Origin of the sequence: Mesorhizobium sp. M0106, assembly GCF_040322715.1 — a bacterium.
In the GTDB taxonomy this organism is placed as follows: Bacteria; Pseudomonadota; Alphaproteobacteria; order Rhizobiales; family Rhizobiaceae; genus Mesorhizobium.
Genome location: NZ_JAMYUA010000007.1, coordinates 35,463 through 61,652, shown reverse-complemented (window position 1 = coordinate 61,652; position 26,190 = coordinate 35,463). Strand labels below are relative to the sequence as shown.

Here is a 26,190-nt window from a genome sequence, read left to right as displayed (position 1 = left end):
TACCGACTCATGACAGGGCCGTTTTTTTGAGCTTGCCCGTGTCGGTCATCGGCAGACTGGGTACGATGACGATGGACTTCGGAACCATGAAGTTTTCCAGCCGTCTCTGGCACTCTTTCTGCAACTGTTTTTCACCGATCATGCTTCCCTGCTCCATTACGACAAATGCCTTCACTGCTTGCCCGAGCAGCTCGTCCGGAACGCCGATGACCGCGGCTTCCCGCACGCCCGCAATGTTCATCAACACGTTTTCCACTTCCTTCGGCGCTATCTTCTCTCCGCGCGATTTTATGATCTCGTCGCCGCGACCGACGAAGTAGAGGTAGCCCTCGGCGTCCATCCGGCAGTAGTCGCCGGTGTATAGGACCTGCTCACCCGGCAGCGGGCCGGGCTTGAGCTTCCTGGCTGTCGCCTCCGGCTTGCCCCAATAGCCCTTCATCACCGTCGCTCCGCGGATGACGAGCTGACCAACGACGCCGGGGCCGACCCGCCTGTCATGCTCGTCGACAATCCACATTTCCGTATTGGGGATGGCGATCCCGACGCTCGACGGCTTTCGCTCCAGATCCTCCGGCGGCAGGTAGGTACAGCGCTTGCATTCGGTAAGGCCGTACATCGAATAGATGCGGGCGCCAGAAAACAGCTCCTGCAGCAGGAGAATGTGCTTGAGCGGCAGGGCGGCCGCAGTGTTCGTGACGTAGCGAATACTCGAAAAATCCTGATCCCTGAGAGACCTGAGCTCCCCGAGTGCGGCGAAGATGGTCGGTACGCCGGGAAAACCCGTCACCCTTTCTTGCTTGATCAGCCCAAGGATCTGCGCCGGGAAGGCGAACGAGCGCTCAAGCACCAGCCGGGCGCCCGCGCCGAATGCCATGATCATCTGGTAAAGACCGTAGTCGAAGGCGAGCGGCAGGACATTGAGGATCACCTCGTCTTCGGCAAGCGCCAGGTATGAGGAAATCGAGGCGCACGCGGCGATCATGTTTCGATGCGTCAGCATCACGCCCTTGGGCTCGCCCGTCGAGCCGGACGTATAAATGATCGCAGCGAGATCGATGTCGATGCAGCGGCGCGCGGGCGGCATGCTGCGGGCTGCCGCGACCGCGGCGTCCCAGCGCACAGCATGCGGCAATTCTTGCAGGTCGCTGGGTTCGATCGGCCCGGAGACGATCATGCGGCGCAACGATGGGCAATTCCGCGCCGGCTCCCTGAAAATCGAGTGCAGGTGTTTGTCGGTGATCAGTGCCGTCGGGCGGCAATCGTTGAGCAGATAATCAAGCTTGTCGCTTTTGGTGAGCGGATTGACGATGCACACCACGGCGTTGGCCTTGAGCACCGCCCAGAACGCAACGACGGCCTCGACAGTGTTGTCGGCGAAGACCACCACGCGATCGCCACGCGCAATTCCGGCATCGGTCAAATGGTGCGCTATGGCGTTCGAACGCATATCGAGATCGCCATAGGTGACACGTTGATTGCCGCACACCAGGGCCACCTTCTCGCCGAGCCGGCTGGCAGAGTGGGTGAGAAAGTCGTGCAGGAGCGGTACGGCGCCATGCATCATGCGAGCACCTCTGCGCGGTGTTCGCGGTCGATATCGATGCTGAGCTTGAGCGTGCGAGCCCCACTTGGACGGCTCGCGATAAATTGCCGATGAAGAAGCTGCGTCGACAGCACCCCGACCAGCGCCATATTGTCGGAGTTGGACAGGTCGCCGTCGCCGGCGCTGGCCTGGCACTTGCTCAGGAGCCGGGTAACCGACTTGGGATCGAAGACGTTCGCTTCGCGCAGCGCCGCCTCCGAAAGTGCTTCGCGAATGTAGGCCGGAGCGCCATCTGCGACAAAGCAGAGCGCGTTGGGGGCCCGGTAAGGCTGCTTCTTGCGGGTGACGATTTCCGACGGCACGATCGGCTGCGCCACGCGCTTCAGCACATGCTTTTCATCGAGCACGCGCAGCTTGTAGGCGGCCGGAAGCGAATTCGCGAGTCTCACGAGTTCATGATCGAGGAACGGGAAGCGCCCCTCGACGGAATGAGCCATCAGCATCCTGTCCCCTTGTGAGGAAAGCAGGTATCCCGACATCAGCGTCTGAATCTCTATGTACTGGTCCTGCGCAAGAGAGCCCCATCGCGAAAACTCCGGCGGCAGGCGGGCAAGCAGCTCGGACACGGCGTTGCGGCGCTCCGTTTGAGCGCGCATGTCTGCCGAAAACAGCCGCTTGATGGCGCTTGTGGTACGCCAGCGCGTGCCATGCGCAAAACCAGGCGCGTCACAGGCGTGGATGTCGCGACCGAAGAACTGGCGTGCCATCGCCTGCTGCTGCACCGGCGAGCGGCTGAGATAGGGATAGAGGCGCTCCAGCAGCCGCGAGCGTCGCGTCGAGGCGGGCTGGCGTCCCCAGAAGCGGCGGACCTTGCCCTCGCGGAACAAATCGTAGCCGGCGAACATTTCGTCGGCCCCTTCGCCGGTCAGCACGACCTTGATGCCGTGCTGGCGCACCAGTCTCGAGAGCAGGAACAGCGGCGCCGGCGCGGTCCTGAGGATTGGCCGCTCGGTGTGGTAGGTCACCTCAGGGAAGATGCCAGCGATATCGCTGCGCGAAACAACCACCTCATGATGGTCACTGCCGGCCACGCCGGCAACCAGGCGCTGGAAATGCGTCTCATCATACTCGGCGTCGGCAAAACGCAGCGAGAAAGTCTGGAAGCGCTCGCCCGCGAAGCGTCTCCCCAGCGTGGCGACCAGCGAGCTGTCGAGCCCGCCGGACAAATAGCAGCCGACCGGCACGTCGGCGCGTACTATCCTGAGCGCCGTCGCGGCTTCCAGGGCGCTGCGCACTTCCTCCACCGCGTCATCAAGCGAGCCGGTGAATTCATCATCGCCGGGTCCGTCAACCTCTGGATAGTCAGGCTTCCAAAAAGCCCGCTCCCGGACGACGCCGCTGTCATAAATGCGGACATGCCCCGGCGTGAGTTCGCTTACTCCTCCAAACACGCCTTGTGGCGGCGCGACAGTCCAGAGTGTGAAAGTCTGATCGATGCCGGCTGGATCGAAGGCGCGGGGTATATCCGCATCGGCCGCGAAAATGGCCTTCACCTCGCTGGCGAAGTAAAGCCGCCCGCCATGCTCGCAAAAGTGCAGCGGGCAGATGCCGAACCGATCCCGAGACAAGACGAGACGACCTGCCACGGAGTCCCAGATGGCGGCGGCCCACTGCCCATTCATTCGCTCGAAGGCGGCCTCGCCCCAGGCATGATAGGCATGGACGATGACCTCGGTGTCGCTGCGTGTGCGGAAGCGATAACCGAGCGCGACCAGATCTTGTCGCAGCTCGACGTAATTGAAGATTTCGCCGTTGAAGACGATCCACATTGTGTCGCCCGCGCCGGCGAGTGGCTGCTGGCCGCTTGCGAGATCGATGACGGACAGGCGGGCATGCGCCAATCCTGCACGTCTGTCCCGGTAAAGGCCGCGCTCGTCCGGGCCGCGATGCGCCAGCGCGCCCGCCATGCGTATCAGCGCATCCCGGGAAGGGGGCGCCGCTGCGGCGCTCAGCGACACAATTCCGGCGATGCCGCACATCGCCTAGCCCTCGCCCATTGAAGAGGACACCAACGGCCGCGCGTGAAGATAACGTGCGGCGCGCCGCTTGCTGTCGATATCCTTGAAAACCTTCTGGACCTGCATCACGGTGAGGCCGGTTGCCTCAGCGACGTCTTCGTCGGCGATCCCATGGTTCAAGCCGTAGAGGCACAGATCCATCAGATAATAAGGAAGCGCGAAGTAGAACTCCTCCTGACTCTGCGCCATCGAGAAGGTGTCTGTGGTGGGCGGTCTGCGCCGGACCTCTTCCTCCACCCCAAGATATTCGGCCAACTGGTAGACCTGGGTCTTGTAGAGGTGGACGATTGGCATCAGGTCGGCAATTCCGTCGCCCTGCTTGACGAAGAAGCCCTGGTCGTACTCCAGGCGGTTCGGCGTGCCCGCTACCGCGTAGTTGAGGCGGTCGGCATGGTAGTATTCGGTCATCTTGCGCAGGCGCTGCTTGTAGTTGGTTGCAGCGACGATCTGCAGATAGGCTGCCGACGGCAGGCGCACCGTGTCGGTCCTGCCCTCGGGGTCCTGAACCGTGAGGCGCGTTATGTTGAGACCGTTGCTCTCGAGAACCGAGGCGAGCACCAGCTTGCATTTCCAGCCGTCCCCATATTCGGGAACGACGGTCTGGATTGCTTCGGTCTGCCGTCTATAGGCGCCGATCGCTTCCAGGGCCGGCGTTATATCCTCCAGGATCGTTTCGATACCAAGGTGTGCGGCGACAATGCGGCCGAGCCTCAGTGAGTCGCCAGAGGAATGGCGCTCCGGCATGAATATCCCGAGGACCTTGCCTTTCCCAAAGGCGCGAACACACAACGCCGCGACGACGGAGCTGTCGATGCCACCTGAGAGGCCGACAACCACCCCTCGACGTCGCAGCGTGCCGAAGACCTGCTGGCGCAAGATCTGGACGATGCGATCGACTTCCGCGCCAGCGTCGAGCACCAGCGCGTCTTTGCCGAATGTTGAGATCAGGTCGATGGCTTGTACTCCAGTTTGCGAGACTCGATTGGCGAATAGGTTTTCGCCACCGCTTTCTCGATAAGGGGACGATTGGTGGCGAGGTGAGGCTCTACAACCAGATCGATGTGGCTGCCGACGATCGGAATCACGTCCAGATGGGCGAAGACGCTATCCCAGCCGATTGCCAGAGGCATTCCGGGTCGAGCACAGCGGAACAGGGTGCCTGTGATCGGCAGCGCCGGCTTTGGCTCGGCCACCCACTGGAAGAAGGCTTGCGCGCGCAAAACCTCTTGCAGTTCCAGTTTGGTTCTAAAGCTCGTCGCGTTGAACTGTCCTTGAGCGAAGCGGTCGAGAAACTGGACCAGTTGTGCCTCGCGCTTCATTGCCACGGCGACTTTCGCGAGGGCGCGGCAAGCCATCCGGTAAGCGGACACGCGGTTGGTTCGAATTCGATTGAATGTGCGCGTAAACGTCTCCCAGCGGGCGCTTCGCTCCCCGACGAGGCTGGTGTCGAGGATGCCGAGGAACTTTACGGTTCGCCCCGCTGCCAGCAGCCGCGCCGCAACTTCGAAGGCAACAGCGCCGCCGAGCGAATGGCCGAGAAGTCGTACATGGCCCGAGGGTTGGGCGCGGCGGATCTGGTCGACGGCGGCGTCGGCCATATCGGCGAGGCTGTCTTGTCCGCGCAGTATCATAGCCAGGGCCGGATACCTGATCGGGGCAACGCGGGTCACCTTGCCCATCGCTGCTGCAAAGGCCGCAAGGCTCGGGCCATAGCCGACGGACCCCGGGAACAGAAAAAGAATGGGAGGGTCGTGCTTCTGGGCGCGCGCGCTTTGATCGCCTGCCTGGGCGGACACGACCGCCTTGACCATTTCCTCCAGGCTCATCCCGACGGTGAAGGCCTCAAGGCCGAGTTCCTGCCCGATGGCGCTTTCGATTTCCATGACGCAGTGCAGCAGCTTCAGCGAATCTCCTCCCGCGTCATCCCAGCGTCCTGCCGCCACGCGCGTATTGAGAATGCTGGTCCATGCCCGCTGGACAACCTGCTGCGCGGTCAGCTTGCCTCGCGGCTCGAGCGGACGCGCGGTCGCCGCTGTCTCTCTGGCTGAAAGATCCATCTCTGCAAGTGTCGTGATGTCGACTTTGCCGCTCGGCAGACGCGGAATCTCGGCGATCGTGTGCAACCGCAAGGGACGCAGCGGCGGCGGCAGATTGGTCCTGACAAGCTGGCGAAGCTCGTCCGAAAAGGTCGCTTCGGCCGAGCGCCGAGGAACAGCAAAGGCGACAAGCTCATTCGCGGCCGTCACGATTGCCACGGCATCCGCGACAGAGGGTGCACAACGCAGCACCCGTTCGAGTTCGGCTGGCTCGACGCGTCGACCGTTGATTTTTACCTGGCGCCCCTTGCGACCGACGATGTGCAGTAGGCCTTGATCATCAAGTCGAACGAGGTCACCTGTCGCGAAAATCCGAAGGCCTGGATCGTGCGGGTCTGATGTTGCCGGCACAACCGCCCCGTCCTCCCAATGGCCAAGCAAGACATACGGGCTCCTGATCAGAAGCTCTCCGCTGCGGCCCGGTTGAACGCGGCGGCCCGCTTCGTCGATAATTGCGAAGGTGATTCCAGGCAGCAGCCAGCCAACTGGAACCGAATCTCCATGCTCTGGCCAGTCTCGCGGCAGGAACCATTGCGAGCCGGTGGTCTCGGTTGACGAGTAACCGATCTGGATAAGGCACGTATCGGAGACGGCCTTGCGCAGCAGGGCGATGTCGGTCCAGGGCACCTTCTCGCCACCGATCCGGGCGACTCTGAGTGAATGGAACGCTTCTGCAGGTCCGTCTGCCATAAGCGCGCGAAGCAGTGCCGGCACCAGATAGGTGATTGTCACGTCTTCGGATCGCACCAGGCGTTGAACGGCGCGCAAGCCGACCGCTTCGACTTCGACCAGATGCAAGGTGGCGCCGGTGAGAAGAGCAGCAAGAATCTCCCGGCACCCGGCGATTGTGGCGGGTCCGGTCAATGGCAAGAAAACATCATCCGAGTTGATGTGGCACGCATCGACATATTGCTGGACCCGGCACAGCAAGCTGCGCTGGCTGTTAACGATGCCTTTGGGCCGGCCCGTACTCCCTGACGTATAAAGCACGATGGCGGGCGCATCGACCGAGACGGAATAAGAACGAGGCACTTGCCCAGCCTGCGAGGCCGCACTGGTCGACACATCGATCCAACTGACCAGGTGAGGCAAACCATCGGGTCGGACATTGCCCTCGCCCAGGACAGCTGAGAGCCGCGCCCCGGCCACGATTTCAAGGATACGCGAGCTAGGATCTCGCGCGTTGAGTGGCACCGAAGGCCGCCCAGCCGTCATGCTTGCCAGCATGGCAATGGGATACCAGGCCGAGTTGGCCTGAAGAATCCCTATCGCCTGTCCGTCTGGGACGGCCGCCGCGATCTGGTGGGACAGCGTCTCGACTGACCGGAGGAGCTGGGAATAGGTCAGACGATTGGCGCCGTCGCTGATTGCAAGCTTGTCGGGGTACTGGCGGACGACATTTCTCAGGTGATCGAAGGCCGCAATGTTGGTAAAATCGACGCCCAATCTTTGAAATGGGCGCAGTACGGGACCACCCTGATCCAGTGCGTATTGTGGGACACTTGACCAATTATCGGAGGTCGTTGTCTGACAATCCACCGCTAGATCCTGATCCGCGACTTCTGATCCCAAATATGCCGAAGACATGAGTTGCCTACGCTAAGATTAGGGTCACTTATCGCCCCCCGCCCCAATCTTTTCATCGATCATTCTGATGATGCCCTGATCTTCCCTCAAGGACGCTTGGTTAGTCACTTCGCCTGTTTCGCAAGCCGCCGGCCGAGCCAATCATGCCGGGCTCGCTGGCTGTTGTGGTGCGCATGACACGGACACATGCCAAGGCGGGCTCGAAGACCAAGGTGGGGTCGAAGATGGAATTGCCGCTATTCAGGCATATTGCCTATTCGGTGGTTCTTCCGGACGATACCGGCGATGCTTCGGTGTCGGAATAGCTGCCGGGGACGAAACAATAGGCATAGATCTGTCCCCGATTTTCGTCGGTCACGCGGATCCAATCCTTTTCCCACGTTCGGAAGGTAATACGCCCGCCCGTCATCATAGCTGCGGCTCTGAACGGACTCGGCGCGTTGACAACGCGCACCGAGATAACATCGTCGCCGTCCATACGCTCGACGAGATACGTCTGCATGAAAGCCTCCCCATGCCCCGCTAGATCACCCGCACTTTAACGCCGGCTAATGAATTCGGTTGCAACTGCTTGGCGAAACTTTGGGTCCGATACTTTCCGTACCCAAAGGCAACTTGGTCCTCCGTATCCGTCAGGTTTTTCAGCGACGGGATGCCAGTTCAGGGGGAGGCAGGCTAATTGCGGCCATGCCGGCGACATGCCAATCTGCGCCGCAACGTTAGGCCTCCGCCTCCGCGGGCAATGGAAAAGGCGCTCGAATGGGCTCCTTTATGCTGTCCGTGATCTGGCATTCTGCCCGTGATTTGGCCTCATAGGACGACCCTGCAGGCCTTTGCGGGACATCCACATAGCGTGGCGTCGCCATCACCGAGGCATAGCAATGTGCGTCGGCGGAGAAATGGGACGGTTCGAGGTTTTCTGAACCTGCCTCACGACGACTGCGTCGTGTCGACGATCCGTTGGAACAGAAGGCCTGGTGCTGGAACGTCAATCGTATTTGGCCAGGAAGCGCCCGACGGCGCTGAGGCAGTCGTGCTTTTCCTCCACATGCGGCATGTGGCTGGAATTCGGGAAGACCAGGCCTTCAACGTACGGGATAAGATCCAGAAAGGGCTGGACGCAGGCCTCGGTCGCTTCGTCGTAGAAGCCGCGGAAAACCAGGGTCGGCGCCTCGATCCGATGCAGGCGGTCGACGATGGTCCAGTTCCGCATCGTGCCGATGACGTGGAACTCATTGGGACCGTTCATGGTGTGATAGACGGTCGGATCTTCCTCGATTGCCGCAAATGTCCGGGCGACCTCTGGCGGCATCGGAACGACGCGACAGACATGACGGTCGTAGAAAGCCTTCGTCGCCGCAACATATTCGGGGTGATCGGTGGTTCCCGCCGCTTCGTGCCGGTCGAGCGCACTTTGCACATCGGCTGGCAACTCGGCGCGCAATTGCCGGGCTCCTTCCACCCACAGCGCCATCGAGGCCAGCGAATTGGCCAGGATCAATGCCTTGAGCCCCTCAGGGCGGCGCACGGCGTGCTCGGCCGAGAGTATGCCGCCCCAGGACTGGCCGAGCAGGGCATAATGGCCGGCAATGCTGAGATGGGCGAGCAACGCATCGAGTTCGCCCAGGAAGAAATCGACGGTCCAGAAGTCGCCGCCCTTGTCCGGCAGATGGGTCGATTTGCCGTTGCCGATCTGATCGTAGTGGATGACGGCTCGCCCGGTTCCGGCAAGCTCCTTGAATGAGTCCACATAGTCGTGGGTGCAGCCCGGTCCACCATGAGCGACGACCAGGGGCAGCTTGCCCGACCCGAGGTCCCCGGTCACACGGTACCAGGTGCGATAGCCCTTGTAGTCGCTAAATCCTTCGGTGATCGCATGTGCCGTCACAGTCCAAGCTCCGCATCATGGCGCGGCAGGAGCCACTTTGGTGCACCCCTCCCAAGCCTTGTTTGCGGCCGACGGTACTAAGCGGCTCGGCGCATTTACAGCTAGCACTATTTATAGGTTCGCCGGTTATAGGTTTGCCCGAGGCAAGGCCGATCGCCCGCAGGTCGCGAGCCTCAATGCTCCGGTTCGAGCAGCCGGTAATGGGCGGCGAGCGCGATGGCATGGAAGCGGTTGCGCGCGCCAAGCTTTCGCGTCGCCGCGTTGAGGTGCAGCGTTGCGGTAGGCACCGCGCGGCCAATCTCACGCGCGACCTGCTTGGCCGTCAGTCCGGCAGCGGCCAGGCGCAGGCACTGACGTTCGCGCGACGTCAGATGGACATGTTGGCAGGTGCGGATTCCGGCGTCGAAACCGGCGTAGGCGGAGTCATGCAGCAGATGACCCAGATCTCCGATCGCGGCGATCAAGGGTCTGGCTTCGAGCTCGAACCCGGCCTCCGGATCGGCACGGATCGCGGTGAAGGTGGCGAGATCGCCGCCGGCAAGGCGAATGGGTACGGTGACGCCGCAGGTCATCCTGGTGTCAAGCAAATAGCTGACCACAGGATCGTGCTTGGACTGGAGCACGCGCTGCATGACGGTGCTCTGAACGCCGCTGTGCGACCAGAGAAACGGTCTCGATACGGTGAGCGCGGCCTCCTGCACCGGGTCAAGCTGATAATATCCGCCCTTGCACCAGAGATCCTGCATGTCGCGCGGCACGTTGCGCAGAGCCATCAACGAGGGCGTGATAAGCTCGCCCTTGTGACTGACCGGCACGGGCGTATAGTCGTAGATGAATGCGGTGAAACCGATGGGCTCCAGCACCTCCGTTGCCACCGCCATGGCAGCGTCGATGCTCATTCCGGTTTGGAACCGGCTCTCTAGATCGCCTGGAAGGCTTTGCATCGGGCAAGCTTACCCGCTGATGATTGCTTGTCAAATAGCCATGTCGGCCGGCTGCTCAACAAATAGGCGGGGATAAGCCTGTCCGACCCTATCTATCTTAATAGCTATCCCGTCCGGCTTCGCTCGCCGTAGTCTTTTGCGATTGGGCCAAGTAGCGGACACCGTTCACAAACCCAGACTGTTTCAGCCGCGCAATGGTCGATCGACCGGGTTCAGCGCGGCAAAAGCCGACACGCCTCCATGAGGGAACAAATATGCGACCCCAAAAAGCATTTGCAGCGTTGATACCCTGCCTGGCTCTGCTCGGCGTGACCATGATGTCGCCGGCAAGCAGTGCCTTGGCCACCGAGGGCAAGCCAGGCGGCACACTCCGACTGCTGGCCAATGCCGCGGCAGGCACCGCCGATCCGCACATCAACTACACGCTGCAGTATTTCCAGATCAATTATGTCCTTTACGATGGCCTGGTGACCTACAAGAAGGCCGGGGACAAGACCGGCTTCGAAGTCGTCGCGGACCTGGCGGAAAGCCTCCCGCAGGTCGAGAACGGCGGCAAGACCTACGTCTTCAAGCTGCGCAAGGGCATCAAATTCGCGGATGGCTCGGATGTCACCACGAAGGACGTGGTGGCTTCGTTCCAACGCATCTTCAAGATCAGCGGGCCGACGGCCGGGACCTTCTACAAAGGCGTCGTCGGCGCGGATGCGTGCTTGAAGGCCCCCGCTGCATGCACCCTCGAAGGTGGCCTGTCGGTCGACGATGCGGCCGGAAGCATTACCTTCAACCTGGTCCAGCCGGATGCCGAGTTCCTGCAGAAGCTGGCCGTTCCACACGCGTCGATCCTGCCGGCGAGCGCGCCGCTGAAGGACGCCGGCACCGATCCGATCCCGGGTACCGGACCGTACATGATCGCCAGCTACGACCCCAACAAGCTAATGAAGATTGTGCGCAATCCTCACTTCAAGGAATGGAGCAAGGCAGCGCAGCCGGCCGGGTATCCGGATGAGATCGACTATGAATTCGGCCTTACCGACGAGGCGGCGGTGACGGCGGTCGAGAATGGCCAGGCGGACTGGATGTTCGACCCACCGCCGTCCGACCGTCTCGCCGAACTCGGCACCAAATATGCCGCGCAGGTCACGGTTCACCCGCTGACGGCAATGTGGTATGCGCCGATGAACACCAATCTGGCGCCGTTCAACGACATCCGCGTTCGCCAAGCCGTGAACTTCGCGATCGACCGCGCCGCGATCGTCAAGCTGTTCGGCGGCAGCAATCTGGCGCAGCCGGCCTGTCAGATCCTGCCGCCGGGCTTCCCGTCATTCGCGGCCTATTGCCCGTTCACGGCCAATCCAGGTGAGAAGTGGTCGGCGCCGGATATGGACAAGGCCAAGCAATTGGTCGCGGAATCGGGAACCGCAGGTCAGGAGGTGACGATCATCACCGAGGACACCACGGTTTCCAAGGCGATCGGCGTCTACCTGCAGGATGTGCTCAACCAGCTTGGCTACAAGACGTCGGTCAAGCCGATCTCGCAGAACATACAGTTCACCTACATCCAGAACACCAATAACAAGGTGCAGATTTCGATCTCGCAATGGTTCCAGGATTACCCGGCGCCATCGAATTTCCTGCAGGTCTTGTTCAGCTGTGCCTCGTTTACGCCGGGCTCCGACGCCTCGGTCAATATTTCGGGGCTCTGCGACAAGTCGATCGACGCATCGATGGACGAGGCAGAGGCAGCCACCATCGCCGATCCGGCCAAGGGCGCGACACTCTGGACCGCCATCGACAAGGCTGTGACGGACAAGGCTCCGGTCGCTGTCCTGTTCACGCCAAAGCGCGTCGATGTGATCTCTTCCAGGCTGAAGAACTTCACCTTCAGCCCGCAATTCTACTGGATTGTCAGCCAGTCCTGGGTGGAATAGCCGACCGGAGCCAATGCGACGGAGTGCCGCTGGCTCTCCGTCGCATTTCCTTTTCCGGCGGATCAGCGCATCTTCCAGGCCGCGATTTTTCCCAGGCAATCCTGTTCATGGTCAATGTCATTGCGGACCAGCCTGCCATCCCGGTTCGCCGGGCCACCGATGGCCCGTGGCGCACCGCTTGGCGCAAGCTGAAAGGCGATCGTTCGGCAATATCTGCCTTCGCCGTGCTCGTCGTCATCGTGATCGCCTCGCTCGCGGCGCCGCTTTATGCGCGATACGTCTCCGGCACCGATCCATTTGTGACCAATCTCAATGGCGAGATCGTCGTCGATGGGGTGACCCAGCCGGTGCTGCAGCCCTCCACCGAAGGCCTTGGCCTCGGCATGACGCCGGTCGGGCCGACCTGGCGCATCGGCCCCTATATGCTCGGTGCCGACAACCAGGGCCGTGACGTCGCGGCGCGGCTGCTCTACGGCGGACGGGATTCGCTGTTGATCTCGGGTGCTGCAGCCGTGCTGTGCCTTGTCCTCGCGACATTCCTGGGGGTCGTTTCCGGCTTCTTCGGCGGCATCGTCGACATCGGCCTGTCGCGCATTCTCGACGTGCTCTGGGCTTTTCCGATTTTCCTGTTGGCGATTTCGTTGTCGATCGTGCTGATTGCGCAGAGTATCCAGATCGGTCCGTTCGAAATCCGCTCCGGCAGCCTGTGGCTACCGGTCTTCATCATCGGCATCGTCTATGTGCCCTATGTGGCGCGGCCGATCCGCGGCCATGTCCTGACCTTAATGCATGCCGAATTCGTCACCGCTGCGATCGGCCTTGGCGCATCGCCCTGGCGCATCCTTTTGCGCGACATCATGCCCAATGTGGTGACCCGCATCATCGTTTTCGTGCCGTTGATCCTGGCGCTCAACATGATGACGGAATCCTCGCTGTCGTTCCTGTCGATCGGCGTGCAGCCGCCGGATGCCAGCTGGGGCACGATCATCCAGGACGGCCAGGGCCTGCTCTATTCGCGGCCGGTCGTGGCACTGGCGCCGGGGCTAGCCATTGTGATCACGGTGCTGGCCCTAAACATTCTGGGCGACGGCGTGCGCGACGCGCTCGATCCGAAATCCTCGCCGAGGGGCGTCTAGTGGTTGCCGCGCTCGGCTTCCGGCTTGGCCAGATGGTGCTGGTTATGTTCGGTATCAGCGTCGTCGCTTTCCTGATCTTCTTTGCGACGCCTGGCGCTGATCCATCGGCGCGCATTGCCGGCCGCAATGCTTCGCAAGAGACGCTGATCCAGGTGCGCCACGATTTCGGTCTCGACCGGCCATTGCCGGTGCAATATGGGCTGATGATGAACCGGCTTTTCGTCAGCCGCGATCTCACCTCCTTCGTCAATCGCGGGCAGCGCGTCATCCCGACCGTGATAAGCGCCATTCCCGTGACGCTGTCGCTGGTCGGCGGCGCGGCAGTGCTGTGGGTGCTCGGCGGATTGATCGTCGGTGTGATCGCAGGCGCAACGCGCGGTACATTCATTGATCGCGCGCTGATGATCCTGAGCCTGGTAGGCGTGTCGATCCCGGTCTTCTGGCTGGGCGAGGTCGCCAACCTGCTGACGCAAAGCCGCTGGCACGACAGCTGGCTGTTTTCCTGGGTTCCTCCGCTCGGCTACATCCCCCTGACCGAGAATCCCTGGGGCTGGTTCAAGGCGCTCGTCATTCCGTGGTTCACGCTGGCAACCCTTTATGTCGGCCTCTACGGCCGGGTGCTGCGGGCAAGCCTGATCGAGATGATGCAGGAGGATTTCATCCGCACCGCCCGAGCCAAGGGGATCGGCGAGCGGCGGGTGGTGCTGCATCATGGCCTCAGGACCTCGCTGGTCGCATTTGTTACCATGTTCGGCCTCGACTTCGGTGCCCTGGTCGGTGGCGGCGCGCTGCTGACCGAAGTGGTCTTCGGACTGCAGGGCGTCGGAAAACTGACCTACGAGGCGCTGCAGACGCTCGATCTGCCGATGATCCTTGCCACGGTGATCTACGCCGCCTTCTTCGTGGTGATGGCAAACTTCGTCGTCGACGTGGTCTTCGTCTTCATCGACCCGAGGGCTCGCGATGTCGGCTGATGCTCCTCTTCTGGTGGTCAAGGACCTCACCGTCTCCTTCCGCAGCGACGAGGGCCTGGTGCGCGCGGTGGGAGGTGTTTCGTTCTCCGTCGAGCAGCGCGAGATCGTCGGTGTGGTCGGCGAATCCGGTTCGGGCAAAAGCCAGACCTTGCTCGCCATTATGGGGTTGATCGACAGCCCCAACGCTATCGTCTCCGGTTCCATCCGTTTCATGGGACAGGAGCTGATCGGGCTCAAGCGGCGTGCGCTCGATGCCATTCGCGGCCGCCAGATCGCGATGATCTTCCAGGATCCGATGTCTGCGCTCACCCCGGTGCATACGATCGGCAACCAGATCGGCGAGCAGGTCCGCGCGCATGAAAAAGTGTCGGCGAAAGCGGCACGGGCGAGGGCCGTGCAATTGCTGGATGCGGTCGGCATCGCAAATCCGGATCGGGTCATCGACAGCTACCCGCACCAGCTTTCCGGCGGTATGCGCCAGCGCGCGGTGATTGCCATGGCGCTCTCGTGCAACCCGGCGCTGCTCGTCGCGGATGAACCGACTACAGCCCTCGATGTTACCGTGCAGGCGCAGATCCTCGAACTGATCGGACGATTGCGCGACCAGTTCGGTTCCGCTGTGATCCTGGTCACGCACGATCTTGGCGTCGTCGCCGAAGTCGCGGACCGGGTACTGGTGATGTATGGCGGACGCTTTGTCGAGGAGGGCGGCAAGAGCAGCGTGTTCCGGGCGCCGCTGCATCCCTACACATGGGGCTTGTTCGGCTCGATCCCGCCGATGGAGGGACCACGTTCAGCCCGGCTCGCTGCCATTCCGGGAATTCCGCCGTCGCTCTCCAACCTGCCGAAAGGCTGCGCCTTCAGCCCCCGCTGCGCCTTTCGCCATGACGCCTGTCTGGTTCAACTGCCGATCATGCAAGGCGAGAGGCATCGCGCCGCGTGCCTGTTGCCGGAGCCTACGCGCAGACAATTCGCTGCCCAGAGGCCTGGCGGCGTGGTGGAGATGCAACGATGAATGCCATGCCACGCGAACGTCCGCTGCTTCGTGCCGGCGACCTGTCGAAGCGCTATAGCGTCGGCCGCTCGATCTTCCCGGCGCAGCGCCGGACCGTGCATGCGGTTGATACGGTGTCGCTCGACATCTGGCCCGGGGAGACCCTCGGCATCGTCGGCGAGTCCGGTTGCGGCAAATCCACGCTTGGCCGGTGTCTGGTGCGTCTGACCGAAATCAGCTCGGGGTCGCTGGAATTCGAGGGCCGCGACATCAGCGACGCCTCCCAGCGCCAGCTTCGTCCGTTGCGGCGGCAGATGCAGATGGTCTTTCAGGATCCCAGCGCTTCGCTCAATCCGCGCCGGCGGGTCGGCGATCTGCTGGCCGATCCGTTCCGCATCCATGAACGCCTCTCGGCATCGGAAATGGCGGACCGCGTGGCCGAGCTCCTGCGCCGGGTCGACTTGTCGCCCCAGCACGCATCGCGCTACCCGCACGAATTCTCCGGCGGCCAGCGCCAGCGTATCGGCATCGCCCGCGCGCTGGCGCTGCGGCCACGGCTGATCGTGGCCGACGAGCCGGTCTCGGCGCTCGACGTGTCGATCCAGGCGCAGATCGTCAATCTGCTCGCCGACCTGCGCGAGGAGTACAACCTGACTTATGTGTTCATCGCTCACGACCTTTCCGTGGTGCGTCAGATCTCGAGCCGTGTGGCGGTGATGTATCTGGGATCGATCGTGGAGAGCGGGCCGACCGACGAGGTCTTTGCGGCGCCCAGACATCATTACACCGCGGCGCTGCGTTCCGCCGTGCCGATACCCAGCATCGACCGGGCGCGGCGCGGCCGACTGGTGCTCAAGGGTGACCTGCCCAGCCCGATGAGCCCACCCTCAGGGTGCCGGTTCCACACCCGTTGCCCAGCTGCCACCCCGATCTGCCGCAGCGACCGTCCGCTTCTCCAAAGCATTGGCGAGGGCCGCCTGGTTGCTTGCCATCATCCAGCCGGCGGTTGACGAGGGAATTCTCGTTCAGCGATATCGGATCAGGACCGTTCAGCCGTAATCGTCGCTTCGGCGAGAATAGAGGCCGATCTGGACGCCGCACGATCCGACGCTATGACGATGATCTTCGGAATACCCGTTCAGGCATTCCTCGGCCAATTGCTGGTCGGCCTCATCAACGGCTCGTTCTACGCAATGTTGAGCCTGGGCCTGGCTGTCATATTCGGCCTGATGCGCGTCATCAATTTTGCCCACGGCGCGCTCTATATGCTCGGCGCCTTCGTCGGGTACCTGCTTCTCACCCTGATCCTGTCGCCGCTGATCGTCGGCGGCTTCGGCGTCGTGGTCGAGCGCCTGGCGCTGTCGAGGCTTTACGACATCGACCCGCTCTACGGGTTGCTTTTCACCTTTGGCCTCGCGCTCGTGCTCGAAGGAGTGTTCCGTTACTACTATGGCGTATCGGGAAGCCCTTATTCCGTGCCGCCGCTGCTCTCGGGAGGAACCGATCTCGGCTTCATGTTCCTGCCTAATTACCGCGGCTGGGTAGTGGTCGCCTCGATGATCGTCTGTTTTGGCACCTGGGCGCTGATTGAGAAGACCAGGCTGGGCTCCTATCTGCGGGCGGCGACGGAGAACCCCGGGCTGGTGCAGGCTTTCGGCGTCAACGTGCCGTTGCTGCTGACCCTCACCTACGGCCTCGGCGCCGCTCTTGCCGGGCTTGCGGGGGTTCTCGCCGCGCCGATCTATCAGGTGAGCCCGCTGATGGGATCTGACCTCATCATCGTCGTCTTCGCCGTCGTCGTGGTCGGCGGCATGGGATCGATCCTCGGGGCGATCGTCACCGGTTACATGCTTGGCCTCGCCGAAGGCCTGACCAAGGTCTTCTATCCCGAAGCCTCCAATCTGGTGGTCTTCGTCATCATGGCAATCGTGCTTCTGGTCCGGCCAGCCGGCCTGTTCGGAAGGGATGCCTGAGATGGCCGAACTGACACTTCGCGAGACGTGTGCCAAGAATTCGGCACGGCTTGAATGGGCGCTGGTCGGGCTCGGCATCCTGGCGCCGCTGGTGGCGCCTTTCTTCGTCTATCCGATCTTCCTTATGAAGATGCTGTGCTTTGCGCTGTTTGCCTGCGCGTTCAACCTTCTGCTCGGCTACACTGGGCTGTTGTCCTTCGGCCATGCGACATTCTTCGGCGGGGCGGCCTATTTCACCGCATTACGCGGTCAAGGTCTGGGGCTGCCCGCCGGAAGCGGGCATCCTGCTCGGTGTCCTGGGAGCTGCGCTGCTCGGCCTTGTGATGGGCTTCTTTGCCATCCGCCGGTAAGGCATCTATTTCGCCATGATCACGCTGGCGCTGTCGCAGATGTTCTTCTTCTTCTGCGTGCAGGCGCCGTTCACCGGAGGTGAGGACGGCATCCAGGGCGTGCCGCGCGGCAGGCTGCTTGGAATGCTCGACGTGAACGTCTCGATGAACATCTATTATTTCGTGCTGGCGGTCTTCCTGATCGGCGTGTTCGCCATCTGGCGCATCATCAACTCGCCTTTCGGCATGATCCTGCGTTCCATCCGGGAAAACGAGAGCCGGGCCATTTCGCTCGGCTATTCCGTCGCCAACTACAAGCTGGCGGCTTTCGTCATGTCGGCAACATTGGCCGGGCTGGCCGGCGCGCTCAAGGCGATCGTTTTTCAGCTTGCCACGCTCACCGACGTCACCTGGCAGATGTCGGGCGAGGTGATCCTGATGACGCTCCTCGGCGGCATCGGCACCATGGCCGGGCCGATCATTGGCGCCAGTCTGGTCGTCGGCCTGGAAAACACGCTCGCCACCTCGAACTTTCCGGTGACCATCGCCACTGGCCTGACCTTCATGGTCTGCGTGCTGGTTTTCCGGCGCGGTATTGTCGGTGAGGTCTATGCGCGGTTTCTCGGGCCAAAGGGTGACGCGAAAGACTGAACGGCTCAGTTCCGCCTCGCTAGGCGATGCGTAAGCCTTGCGCGTCGAGAAGCACGCAGCCCAGCGGGTCGAAGCAGACATCGACCGCTTCGCCTTCACGCAGCGGCTGGCCGTCGATCAACGTGTTAGCGCGCACCAGCGTGCCGGCGCCGATGTCGATCTCGTAGACCGCATTGCCGCCGAGATAGGAGGTCGAGACGATCCGTCCCGCCAGCCTGTTGGCAGCACCGGCGGTACCGACGGTAAGCTTCTGCGGGCGAACGACGACGGTGACCGCGCTGCCGGTCGCGAGCGCCTTCGGCGCGGCCGCCTTTACGACATGGCCGCTGGCCAGCGCGATCGTCGCCATCTTGCCGTCCATCACTGTCACGCTGCCGGGCAGCATGTTGGCCTTGCCAAGGAAATTGGCGACGAATGCGGTGGCCGGCTGGTCATAGACCTGCGCGGGGGAGCCGATCTGCTCGATCAGGCCGGCGTTCATCACGACGATATGGTCGGACATCGACAAGGCTTCTTCCTGGTCGTGCGTCACGAAGATAGCGGTGATGCCCGTCTCCCTCTGGATTTTCTTGATCTCGACGCGCATGTCCTCGCGCATATTGGCGTCGAGCGCCGACAAGGGCTCGTCCAGCAGCAGCACTTCCGGCTCGAAGACGATGGCGCGGGCCAGTGCGATGCGTTGCTGCTGGCCGCCCGAGAGCTGCGACGGCAGCTTTGTCTCACTGCCGGGCAGCCGCACCATATCCAGCGCCTTCTTGACCCGGCGCACGATTTCCGGTTTCGGCACGTTTCGGTATTTCAGGCCGAATGCGACGTTGTCGAAGACGTTCTTGTGCGGAAAGAGCGCGTAGTTCTGGAACACCAGACCAATGTTGCGTTTGTAGATCGGGATGTCGTCGACCCGCTTTCCGCCGATCGAGATCTGGCCACTGGAGATGTCGACCAGGCCCGCGATCGAGCGCAGGATCGTCGTTTTGCCGCACCCGGACGGCCCCAGCAAGGTGACGAAACTACCTTTGCGGATTGCCAGTGAAAAATCGCGCACAGCGGCGAACTTGCCGTAGAAAATATCGATGTCGCGAAACTCGACCGCAGGCTTTCCTGTCGGCTGCCGCTCGCTCTGGGCGAGCGGGTCGCCATCAGCCCCGGCCGAAGCCGGCCGGGGCTGCTGGTCGTGGCTGTTGTCGTCATGCACCTTTCGACACCCTGTCCCATTGCTTGGTCCAGGCGTCTTCGTTCTTCGCCCAGTAGAGCGGATCGGCGAAGGTCAGCGATTTCATCGATCCAGTCGGGTCGAAGGCCGGAAGCGCCGCGATCCTGTCGGTCAGCTTCACCTTGGTCGGGTCAAGCGACGGCGGATAGTTCTGGCCCTCGGCGACGGCGATCGACGTGGCCGGATCCAGCATGAAGTTGATCAGTTCCTCGCATTCGGCCATCGGCGAACCCTTGAGCACTAGCATATCCTCCATCCACGCGTATGAGCCGGCAGGGTCGAGATAGCCGATCGGCTGGCCCTGCTGCTGCAGGGCGGCGACACGTCCTGACCAGGCATCGGTGACGACGATCTCGTTGCGCGAAAGGAGGTCCATCAGTTCCGCGCCGGAACTCCAGAATTTCTTGGCCAGGTCGCGGGTCTCGCGAACCTTGGCCCAGACGACGTCCATGTCCTGAATGTTGTTGGGGTCCTGTTTCGTCTGCAGCGCCGCATACCAGACGCGCGTCGTCATATCGGCGTAGCCGCCGATCTTGCCGGCATATTTCTTGTCGGTAAGCAGGTTGGCGCCCTTTTCCTTGGCTTCCTCCGGCGAGATGACCTTGTTGTTGTAGGCGATGCCGGTGGTGCCGTAATCATATGGCACTGCCGACAGCTTCGGCGTGATCTTGCGGAACGGCTCGATCATGGCGGTCAGGACATTCGCCATGTTCGGAATGTTCGCCTCGTTGATCTCCGAATTGAAACCGCCATTGACGTATTTGATGTAGTAGTTGACGCCGGAAGAATGGACGATCTGGAAGTCGCCTGGTTTCGACGTCTTGATTTTGGTGATGATCTCGTTCTCGTCGCCAAAGGTGCCCTGGACGACCTTGACCTTGGACTTGGCGGTGTAAGGCTGGAACGCGTACTTATCGATCGCCTCCTGCACCACGCCGCCCCATCCGTCGAAGCGCACTTCCGAAACCGCGGCCAGCGCCCGTCCCATCCAGGGCATGGAAAGCCCGGTGGCGGCGGCAGCGGCGGCCGTCAGCGTCAGGAACGATCGGCGGCTGATGTCGCCATTGGCATAGCGTTCGTTGAGCCGTTCCAGTCGTTTGGTGGTTGTCAGTTTCATTTCCATTCTCCCATTTTCATTTTCACTTGCCTGCCTTGAACCAGGTGAGGCTTTGCAGGACGAGCCCGCCAGCCAAGGGAATGCCGACCGTCAAAAGGATCATGACGGTTCCGAGCGCGTTCACCTCGGGGCTGATCGAGATCTTCAGCATCGAAAGGATTTGCGTCGGCATGGTCTCGACGCCCGCCGGCCGCCAGAACAGGCTGGCCGAGGTGTTGTCGAACGAAATGGTGAAAGCGAGCAGAACACTGGCAAGCACTGCGGGAATGAGCAGCGGCAGCGTGATTTCGCGGAATGTCGACACACGCGGCGCCCCGAGCGAAAGCGCCGCCTCCTCATAGGAACGCTTTATGCCGATCATGCGCGCCTGGACGATCAGCACCACGTAGGGGAGCGTGAGCAGAATGTGGCCGAGCACCAGCAGCGTCATGCTGCGCGGCTGGTCGACGGCTTTGATCATGACCAGCAGGCCGACGCCGAGTATCGTTTCGGGGACCAGCGCGGGAAGAATGACAAGCGTGTTGATCGCCTGCTTGCCACGGAACTCGAAGCGCACCAGCGCCAATGCCGCCATGATGCCGAGCAGCGTCGTCACCGTTGCCGTCACCAGGGCAATCCACATCGATGTCCGGAAGGCGTCGAGAACCGGCTCGTTGGTGAGCAGCTTTTCGTACCATCGCAGGCTGAAGCCGGTGAGGGGAAAGCCGCCGAACATCGAGGCGTTGAAGGAAAGCACGACCGTGGCGAGGATCGGCGCAAACATGAAGACGTAGACGCACACCGTGATCGCGCCGGTCAGCCGCCACGCCCATCTGCCTTCGCGATCGGGATGATCCGCTCTCATGCACTGAGGCCCTTCATGATCTGCGATAGGCCCATATAGCGGCTGTAGGCGGCCGCGGCCGCGCCGAGCAGAACGAACAGGACGATGGAAAGCGTGGCGCCCATCGGCCAATTGAGCTGCCCCATGATGGTGTCGTAGATCAAGTTGCCGAACAGCGCATCGCGGCTGCCGCCGAGCAGCTGCGGCGTCACATAGGAGCCGGCCGCCAGCACGAAGCAGAGCAGCAGCCCGGCGCCCAGCCCCGGCATCGATAGCGGCAGGGTCACTTCGCGAAACGCCTGCGCGCTGGTACAGCCCATCGAGCGGGCGGCGGCGATCAGCGTGCGGTCGATGCTTTCCAGGCTGACATAGACGTTCAGGATCATATAGGGCAGCAGAAAATGCAGCAGCCCCATGATGACGGCGCCCTCGGTGTAGAGCATTGGCAACGGTTCGTTGATAACCCCCAGCCTGATGAGCACGACGTTGATCAGCCCCTGTTCGCCGAGAATATGGATCCACGAGAATGTCCGGATGGTGAAGCTGATCCAGAACGGCACGATGAGCAGCAGCAACAACAGCCATTTGTGCCTGAAGGTCGTGGCCCAGATGAAATAGGCGGGGAAATAGCCAAGGATCGCGCAGATCACAGCGGTGATGGCGCCGACGCGAACGGTCTTCCAAAGAAAACCGTGATAGTAGCTGTCGGTGAGGAATTCCTTCCAGTTGTCGAAGGTCAGCACCGCCGACTCCACCCCCGCGGTGACGAAGGTGAAAAACGTGTAGACCGTCATCATCGCGATCGGCAGCAGCAGAAGCAGGGTAAGCAGTAAAAGCACAGGCGCGACGAGGACCCAGGCCAGTCGCTGATCGTATAATTTCCACCCTTTGGTCACGACCCGTCCAACCACTTTATGTGCAAGCCGCCATCACCGGGCTCGGCTCCGGACTAGATTGGGCGATCGGCGTTCAGGTGTCCACTCTGCATATGGCTCCTGCACAAATTCTGTGCAGGGCCACCGCGCGACCCTCGCCCTGCCGGATTCAACAAATTGCCCGGCGTTCCGCCTGCATGTTGATTAAATCAGATATCCCGATATACAGGGTAATTTCGGATATAGATTTTACATGGGCCGGACAATTTCATGAGTCGCAATTTTCTGGTGATTGAACCTGAGGAAGGAATTGCCGTGCTCAAGGGGCTTGCCTCCTCGGCGCGGATCTCGATGCTGAAACTGCTGCATGAGAAGGGGCCGATGAATGTCAACGAAATCGCCGCCGTGCTGTCGCTTCCGCAGTCGACCGTCTCGACCAACATCCAGGTGCTGGAGGATGCGGGGTTGATCCGCACCGAGAACCTGAAGGCGAAGAAAGGCAGTCAGAAAATCTGTTATCCGATGGCCGAAGAAGTGCTCGTCGTGTTCAAGAGCGAATATCGTGCGGTCAAGAACGACGCGATCGAAGTGTCGATGCCGATCGGGCTTTATACCGGCTTCGAGGTTACCGCGCCCTGCGGCCTTTGTTCGCCGGACGGCATCATCGGTCTGCTCGATGTTCCCAACACTTTCCTCGATCCGGACCGCATGAAAGCTGGTCTGCTATGGTTCACGCGCGGTTTTGTCGAATACCAGTTCCCCAACAATGCCAAGCTCGCCAATGCCGAGATCACCGGACTCGAAGTTGCGATAGAGCTGTCTTCGGAAGTGCCGGGTACCAGCGCCGATTGGCCCTCGGACATCACGCTGACGATCAATGGCGTCGATGTCGGCACCTGGACGTCGCCGGGGGATTTCGGCGACAAGCGCGGCGTCTTCACGCCCTCCTGGTGGAAGCTCAAGGGCTCGCAATACGGTAAGCTGAAGAACTGGCGAATTGCCAATGACGGCACCCATGTCGACGGCCTCAGGATTTCCGAAACCGGCCTCGCCGCACTCGATCTGAAGAGCCATCATTCAATCCGCGTCCGTATCGGCGTCAAGGACGACGCCAAGCGCCCCGGCGGGATCAATATTTTCGGCAAGGGCTTTGGAAATTACGATCAGGACATCCTGCTCAGGATCAAAACTGGTTGATATCATGAAACCGGGTTCTGAAGATAACGCAGCAATTTCAACTATCTGGCTTTCTGCTGTGCCAAAGCGTTCGTCTAATTGTCCTACATTTGGGTATTTTGGCTTGACGAAGGGCTACCAATTCCTCTTTGATATCGGGCAAGATGATTTAAATCATCGTTTGTGATATCGATGGGAGGAATGCATGAAGGCAGCCGTTACGGCTCATCCGCATTATGTCGTCTCGGAAATCGATCCGAGGCTCTACGGATCCTTCATCGAGCATCTGGGGCGGGCAGTTTACACCGGCATCTATGAGCCCGGCCATCCGACAGCGGATGCCAACGGCATGCGTCAAGACGTCATCGATCTCGTCAGGGAACTCAATGTTCCGATCGTCCGCTATCCCGGCGGCAATTTCGTCTCGGCCTACAATTGGGAAGACGGGATTGGCCCCAAGGAACAGCGCCCAGTGCGCCTCGACCTCGCCTGGCACACATCGGAAAGCAACGAAGTCGGCCTGCATGAATTTGCCGATTGGTGCACCTCCGCCAACACCGAGATGATGCTTGCCGTCAATCTCGGCTCGCGCGGCCTCGATGAAGCCCGCAACCTGCTGGAGTACGCCAACCATCCCGGCGGCAGCAAATGGAGCGACAGGCGCATCGCCAACGGCCGCAAGGAGCCGTTCGACGTCAAGCTCTGGTGCCTCGGCAATGAAATGGATGGCCCTTGGCAGATCGGCCACAAGACCGCGGACGAGTATGGCCGGCTGGCGCATGAGACGGCCAAGGCCATGCGCGCCTTCTCCAAGTCACTCGAGCTGGTGGTCTGCGGCTCTTCGAATGCCAAGATGCCGACCTACCCTGAATGGGAAGCGACGGTTCTCGACCATACCTACAACGAGGTCGACTACATCTCGCTGCACATGTATTTCGACAACGAAGCCAACGACGCTCCGAACTATCTCGCCATGAGCGAAAAGCTCGACGACTACATTGTCTCGGTCGCCGGCGTCATCGAGTATATCAAGGCCAAGAAGCGCTCCAACAAGCAGGTCTACATCTCGTTCGACGAATGGAACGTCTGGTACCATTCCAAGGAGCAGGACAGGAAGATACTCGGCGGCAGCAACGGCTGGCCGTTCGCCCCGCCGTTGCTCGAAGACATCTATAATTTCGAGGATGTGCTGCAGGTCGGCCTGATCCTCAACACCTTCATCCGCCGTTCCGATGTCGTCAAGATCGCCTGCCTGGCACAACTGGTCAATGTCATCGCGCCGATCATGACCGTTCCGAATGGCCCGGCATGGCGACAGACGATTTTTTATCCCTATCTGTTTGCTTCTAACTATGGTCGCGGCAATGCGCTGGATCTCAAGGTGGAAAGCCCGACCTACAAATCCAGCGTTGCGGGCGACGTCGCCTATGTCGATGTTGCCGGCGTGCACGACAGGCAAACCGGCCACGTCACCTTCTTCGCCGTCAACCGCCATTCGAGCGAGGCAATCGAAACAGTGGTCGACCTCACCGGCTTCGGCGCGGCGGAGATCGTCGATCACCAGGTGATGGCACACGCCGATCTGAAAGCCGTCAATTCGGCCGAAAACCCTGGCAATGTCGGCCCCAGGAAGGGTGAGGGCGCCTCGCTCGCCGGCGGCAAGCTGAGCCTGTCACTGCCGGCCTATTCCTACCAGGTCATACGCCTGAGGCTCTGAGTTCAGGCGGATCATCGAGAAAGCGCAAACGCTGAGGAGGAGCGTCGACGTGACGGCCGATATCGAGATCAGGAACGTGAGCAAGCAGTTCGGTGCCATGACGGTGCTGGATCATCTGTCGCTCTCCATAAGGGCACGCGAATTCATCGTGTTCCTGGGCCCGTCCGGCTGCGGAAAATCGACGCTTCTTCGAATGATTGCCGGGCTCGAAGCTGTCGATAGCGGCGAGATTGCCATCAACAACGAGCGCATCGATCATCTGCCACCGGGCAAGCGCGGCATTGCCATGGTGTTCCAATCCTATGCGCTTTATCCGCATATGACGGTGCGCGACAACATGGCCTTCGGCCTTGCGAATATCGGCGTACCAGGCAAGGTCATCGAGGCGCGCATCAATGAAGCCGCCCGCATCCTGGAAATGCCGCATCTGCTCGATCGCAAGCCGGGCCAGCTCTCCGGCGGTCAGCGCCAGCGCGTCGCCATCGGCCGTGCGATCGTCAAGGAGCCGAAGGCCTTTCTGTTCGACGAGCCGCTTTCCAATCTCGATGCGGCGTTGCGCACCCGCACCCGCATCGAGCTTGCCCAGCTTCACCAGCGGCTGCAATCGACGATGATCTTCGTCACCCATGACCAGGTCGAGGCAATGACGCTGGCCGACCGCATCGTCGTCATGAACAATCGCAAGATCGACCAGATCGGTACCCCGATGGAGATCTACGAGCGCCCGGCGACCAAATTCGTCGCGGGTTTCGTCGGCGCGCCGGCGATGAACTTCGTCGATGCGACGCTTGACAGATCCGGCGAGAACGCCACGGCCAGGTTTGCGGACGGCGTCTCGGTGCAGACCGAGATCGCCTCCAGCCAACTGACCGATGGCAAGTACACTTTCGGCATCCGTTCTGAAGACGTGCGCATCGTTGCGGCCGGACAGGGCAATGCCGGCGGCGTGGTCGATGTGCTCGAGCGGCTCGGCGAACGCACCCTGATCTACGCGCGGCTGGGCGATGGCCAGCAGATCGTCGGCTCGGATGCCGGCAACAGCCGCGTCGCCGTCGGCGACAGAATCGGGCTCGCCTTTGATGGCCAGAAATCGCATCTGTTCAACGAGACCGGCCGCGCCTGGCATGCGAGGGAGGCCTGAGATGGCT

General features: G+C 61.5%; 20 protein-coding genes and 1 pseudogene. 10 read left to right on the top strand and 11 right to left on the bottom strand.

Annotated features, from left to right (window positions below):
* Nucleotides 1-7: 7 nt before the first annotated feature.
* The 7 genes from NKJ55_RS09520 to NKJ55_RS09490 all read right to left on the bottom strand — a co-directional run bounded on the left by NKJ55_RS09520 (nucleotide 8) and on the right by NKJ55_RS09490 (nucleotide 10,091).
* On the bottom strand, nucleotides 8-1,564 hold the full coding sequence (locus NKJ55_RS09520) for a class I adenylate-forming enzyme family protein (RefSeq protein WP_352449673.1): 1,557 nt from the start codon (nucleotides 1,562-1,564) through the stop codon (nucleotides 8-10).
* Nucleotides 1,561-3,582, bottom strand: a complete 2,022-nt coding sequence (asnB, locus tag NKJ55_RS09515; protein ID WP_352449672.1) for an asparagine synthase (glutamine-hydrolyzing) — start codon at nucleotides 3,580-3,582, stop codon at nucleotides 1,561-1,563. Before asnB ends, NKJ55_RS09520 begins: the two co-directional genes overlap by 4 nt.
* Nucleotides 3,583-3,585: 3 nt before the next feature.
* A complete protein-coding gene (gene nadE / locus NKJ55_RS09510) occupies nucleotides 3,586-4,569 on the bottom strand; it encodes an NAD(+) synthase (RefSeq protein ID WP_352449782.1) in 984 nt (327 codons plus the stop codon).
* A complete protein-coding gene (locus NKJ55_RS09505) occupies nucleotides 4,566-7,304 on the bottom strand; it encodes an AMP-binding protein (RefSeq protein ID WP_502904469.1) in 2,739 nt (912 codons plus the stop codon). Before NKJ55_RS09505 ends, nadE begins: the two co-directional genes overlap by 4 nt.
* A 253-nt stretch (nucleotides 7,305-7,557) precedes the next feature.
* Nucleotides 7,558-7,806, bottom strand: coding sequence for a hypothetical protein (locus NKJ55_RS09500; protein WP_156937305.1), 249 nt, complete (start codon nucleotides 7,804-7,806; stop codon nucleotides 7,558-7,560).
* Between the two features lie 486 nt (nucleotides 7,807-8,292).
* Nucleotides 8,293-9,192, bottom strand: coding sequence for a proline iminopeptidase-family hydrolase (locus NKJ55_RS09495; RefSeq protein ID WP_352449670.1), 900 nt, complete (start codon nucleotides 9,190-9,192; stop codon nucleotides 8,293-8,295).
* Between the two features lie 173 nt (nucleotides 9,193-9,365).
* Entirely contained in the window at nucleotides 9,366-10,091 is a 726-nt protein-coding gene (locus NKJ55_RS09490) for a LuxR family transcriptional regulator (RefSeq protein WP_352449669.1), read from the bottom strand.
* A 299-nt stretch (nucleotides 10,092-10,390) separates the two neighbouring features.
* Between NKJ55_RS09490 and NKJ55_RS09485 the strand changes: the two genes are divergently transcribed.
* The 7 genes and pseudogenes from NKJ55_RS09485 (at nucleotide 10,391) to NKJ55_RS09455 (ending at nucleotide 18,121) form a co-directional block, all read left to right on the top strand.
* Nucleotides 10,391-12,064, top strand: a complete 1,674-nt coding sequence (locus NKJ55_RS09485; RefSeq protein WP_352449668.1) for an ABC transporter substrate-binding protein — start codon at nucleotides 10,391-10,393, stop codon at nucleotides 12,062-12,064.
* 107 nt (nucleotides 12,065-12,171) lie between these two features.
* On the top strand, nucleotides 12,172-13,200 hold the full coding sequence (locus NKJ55_RS09480; RefSeq protein WP_352449667.1) for an ABC transporter permease: 1,029 nt from the start codon (nucleotides 12,172-12,174) through the stop codon (nucleotides 13,198-13,200).
* Nucleotides 13,200-14,174, top strand: a complete 975-nt coding sequence (locus tag NKJ55_RS09475) for an ABC transporter permease (protein ID WP_023675638.1) — start codon at nucleotides 13,200-13,202, stop codon at nucleotides 14,172-14,174. The genes NKJ55_RS09480 and NKJ55_RS09475 overlap by 1 nt, the downstream gene beginning before the upstream one ends.
* The gene (locus tag NKJ55_RS09470) at nucleotides 14,164-15,189 is read left to right on the top strand and encodes an ABC transporter ATP-binding protein (RefSeq protein ID WP_352449666.1); all 1,026 of its coding nucleotides are present in this window, start codon (nucleotides 14,164-14,166) and stop codon (nucleotides 15,187-15,189) included. Before NKJ55_RS09475 ends, NKJ55_RS09470 begins: the two co-directional genes overlap by 11 nt.
* Nucleotides 15,186-16,178, top strand: a complete 993-nt coding sequence (locus tag NKJ55_RS09465) for an ABC transporter ATP-binding protein (protein WP_352449665.1) — start codon at nucleotides 15,186-15,188, stop codon at nucleotides 16,176-16,178. The genes NKJ55_RS09470 and NKJ55_RS09465 overlap by 4 nt, the downstream gene beginning before the upstream one ends.
* A 102-nt stretch (nucleotides 16,179-16,280) precedes the next feature.
* Nucleotides 16,281-17,141 (top strand): branched-chain amino acid ABC transporter permease, encoded by an 861-nt coding sequence (locus tag NKJ55_RS09460; RefSeq protein WP_352449664.1) that lies wholly within the window; start codon nucleotides 16,281-16,283, stop codon nucleotides 17,139-17,141.
* A gap of 1 nt (nucleotide 17,142) precedes the next feature.
* A pseudogene (locus NKJ55_RS09455) lies at nucleotides 17,143-18,121 on the top strand (branched-chain amino acid ABC transporter permease).
* A gap of 19 nt (nucleotides 18,122-18,140) precedes the next feature.
* Here NKJ55_RS09455 and NKJ55_RS09450 read toward each other — a convergent pair.
* From NKJ55_RS09450 to NKJ55_RS09435, 4 genes are read right to left on the bottom strand one after another with little or no spacing between them, the layout of a single operon-like run.
* Nucleotides 18,141-19,316 (bottom strand): ABC transporter ATP-binding protein, encoded by a 1,176-nt coding sequence (locus NKJ55_RS09450; RefSeq protein ID WP_352449663.1) that lies wholly within the window; start codon nucleotides 19,314-19,316, stop codon nucleotides 18,141-18,143.
* The gene (locus NKJ55_RS09445) at nucleotides 19,309-20,451 is read right to left on the bottom strand and encodes an extracellular solute-binding protein (RefSeq protein ID WP_352449662.1); all 1,143 of its coding nucleotides are present in this window, start codon (nucleotides 20,449-20,451) and stop codon (nucleotides 19,309-19,311) included. Before NKJ55_RS09445 ends, NKJ55_RS09450 begins: the two co-directional genes overlap by 8 nt.
* A gap of 22 nt (nucleotides 20,452-20,473) precedes the next feature.
* A complete protein-coding gene (locus tag NKJ55_RS09440; protein WP_352449661.1) occupies nucleotides 20,474-21,295 on the bottom strand; it encodes an ABC transporter permease in 822 nt (273 codons plus the stop codon).
* Nucleotides 21,292-22,170, bottom strand: a complete 879-nt coding sequence (locus NKJ55_RS09435) for an ABC transporter permease (RefSeq protein ID WP_023675645.1) — start codon at nucleotides 22,168-22,170, stop codon at nucleotides 21,292-21,294. Before NKJ55_RS09435 ends, NKJ55_RS09440 begins: the two co-directional genes overlap by 4 nt.
* A 249-nt stretch (nucleotides 22,171-22,419) precedes the next feature.
* On the opposite strand from NKJ55_RS09435, the gene NKJ55_RS09430 reads away from it, so the two are divergent.
* The 3 genes from NKJ55_RS09430 to NKJ55_RS09420 all read left to right on the top strand — a co-directional run bounded on the left by NKJ55_RS09430 (nucleotide 22,420) and on the right by NKJ55_RS09420 (nucleotide 26,183).
* On the top strand, nucleotides 22,420-23,346 hold the full coding sequence (locus tag NKJ55_RS09430; protein ID WP_352449660.1) for an ArsR/SmtB family transcription factor: 927 nt from the start codon (nucleotides 22,420-22,422) through the stop codon (nucleotides 23,344-23,346).
* 184 nt (nucleotides 23,347-23,530) lie between these two features.
* A complete protein-coding gene (gene arfA / locus NKJ55_RS09425) occupies nucleotides 23,531-25,042 on the top strand; it encodes an arabinosylfuranosidase ArfA (protein ID WP_352449659.1) in 1,512 nt (503 codons plus the stop codon).
* A 49-nt stretch (nucleotides 25,043-25,091) separates the two neighbouring features.
* Entirely contained in the window at nucleotides 25,092-26,183 is a 1,092-nt protein-coding gene (locus NKJ55_RS09420; RefSeq protein ID WP_352449658.1) for an ABC transporter ATP-binding protein, read from the top strand.
* The last annotated feature ends 7 nt before the right edge of the window (nucleotides 26,184-26,190 follow it).

Excerpts from the sequence above, each read along its gene's own strand:
- NKJ55_RS09465 (WP_352449665.1), top strand. The coding sequence starts at position 15,186 with ATGAATGCCATGCCACGCGAACGTCCGCTGCTTCGTGCCGGCGACCTG.
- NKJ55_RS09460 (WP_352449664.1), top strand. The coding sequence starts at position 16,281 with ATGACGATGATCTTCGGAATACCCGTTCAGGCATTCCTCGGCCAATTG.
- NKJ55_RS09430 (WP_352449660.1), top strand. The coding sequence starts at position 22,420 with ATGAGTCGCAATTTTCTGGTGATTGAACCTGAGGAAGGAATTGCCGTG.
- NKJ55_RS09440 (WP_352449661.1), bottom strand. The coding sequence starts at position 21,295 with ATGAGAGCGGATCATCCCGATCGCGAAGGCAGATGGGCGTGGCGGCTG.
- NKJ55_RS09505 (WP_502904469.1), bottom strand. The coding sequence starts at position 7,304 with ATGTCTTCGGCATATTTGGGATCAGAAGTCGCGGATCAGGATCTAGCG.
- NKJ55_RS09485 (WP_352449668.1), top strand. The coding sequence starts at position 10,391 with ATGCGACCCCAAAAAGCATTTGCAGCGTTGATACCCTGCCTGGCTCTG.
- NKJ55_RS09500 (WP_156937305.1), bottom strand. The coding sequence starts at position 7,806 with ATGCAGACGTATCTCGTCGAGCGTATGGACGGCGACGATGTTATCTCG.
- NKJ55_RS09490 (WP_352449669.1), bottom strand. The coding sequence starts at position 10,091 with ATGAGCATCGACGCTGCCATGGCGGTGGCAACGGAGGTGCTGGAGCCC.
- NKJ55_RS09520 (WP_352449673.1), bottom strand. The coding sequence starts at position 1,564 with ATGATGCATGGCGCCGTACCGCTCCTGCACGACTTTCTCACCCACTCT.
- NKJ55_RS09480 (WP_352449667.1), top strand. The coding sequence starts at position 12,172 with ATGGTCAATGTCATTGCGGACCAGCCTGCCATCCCGGTTCGCCGGGCC.
- NKJ55_RS09445 (WP_352449662.1), bottom strand. The coding sequence starts at position 20,451 with ATGAAACTGACAACCACCAAACGACTGGAACGGCTCAACGAACGCTAT.
- NKJ55_RS09470 (WP_352449666.1), top strand. The coding sequence starts at position 14,164 with ATGTCGGCTGATGCTCCTCTTCTGGTGGTCAAGGACCTCACCGTCTCC.
- asnB (WP_352449672.1), bottom strand. The coding sequence starts at position 3,582 with ATGTGCGGCATCGCCGGAATTGTGTCGCTGAGCGCCGCAGCGGCGCCC.
- arfA (WP_352449659.1), top strand. The coding sequence starts at position 23,531 with ATGAAGGCAGCCGTTACGGCTCATCCGCATTATGTCGTCTCGGAAATC.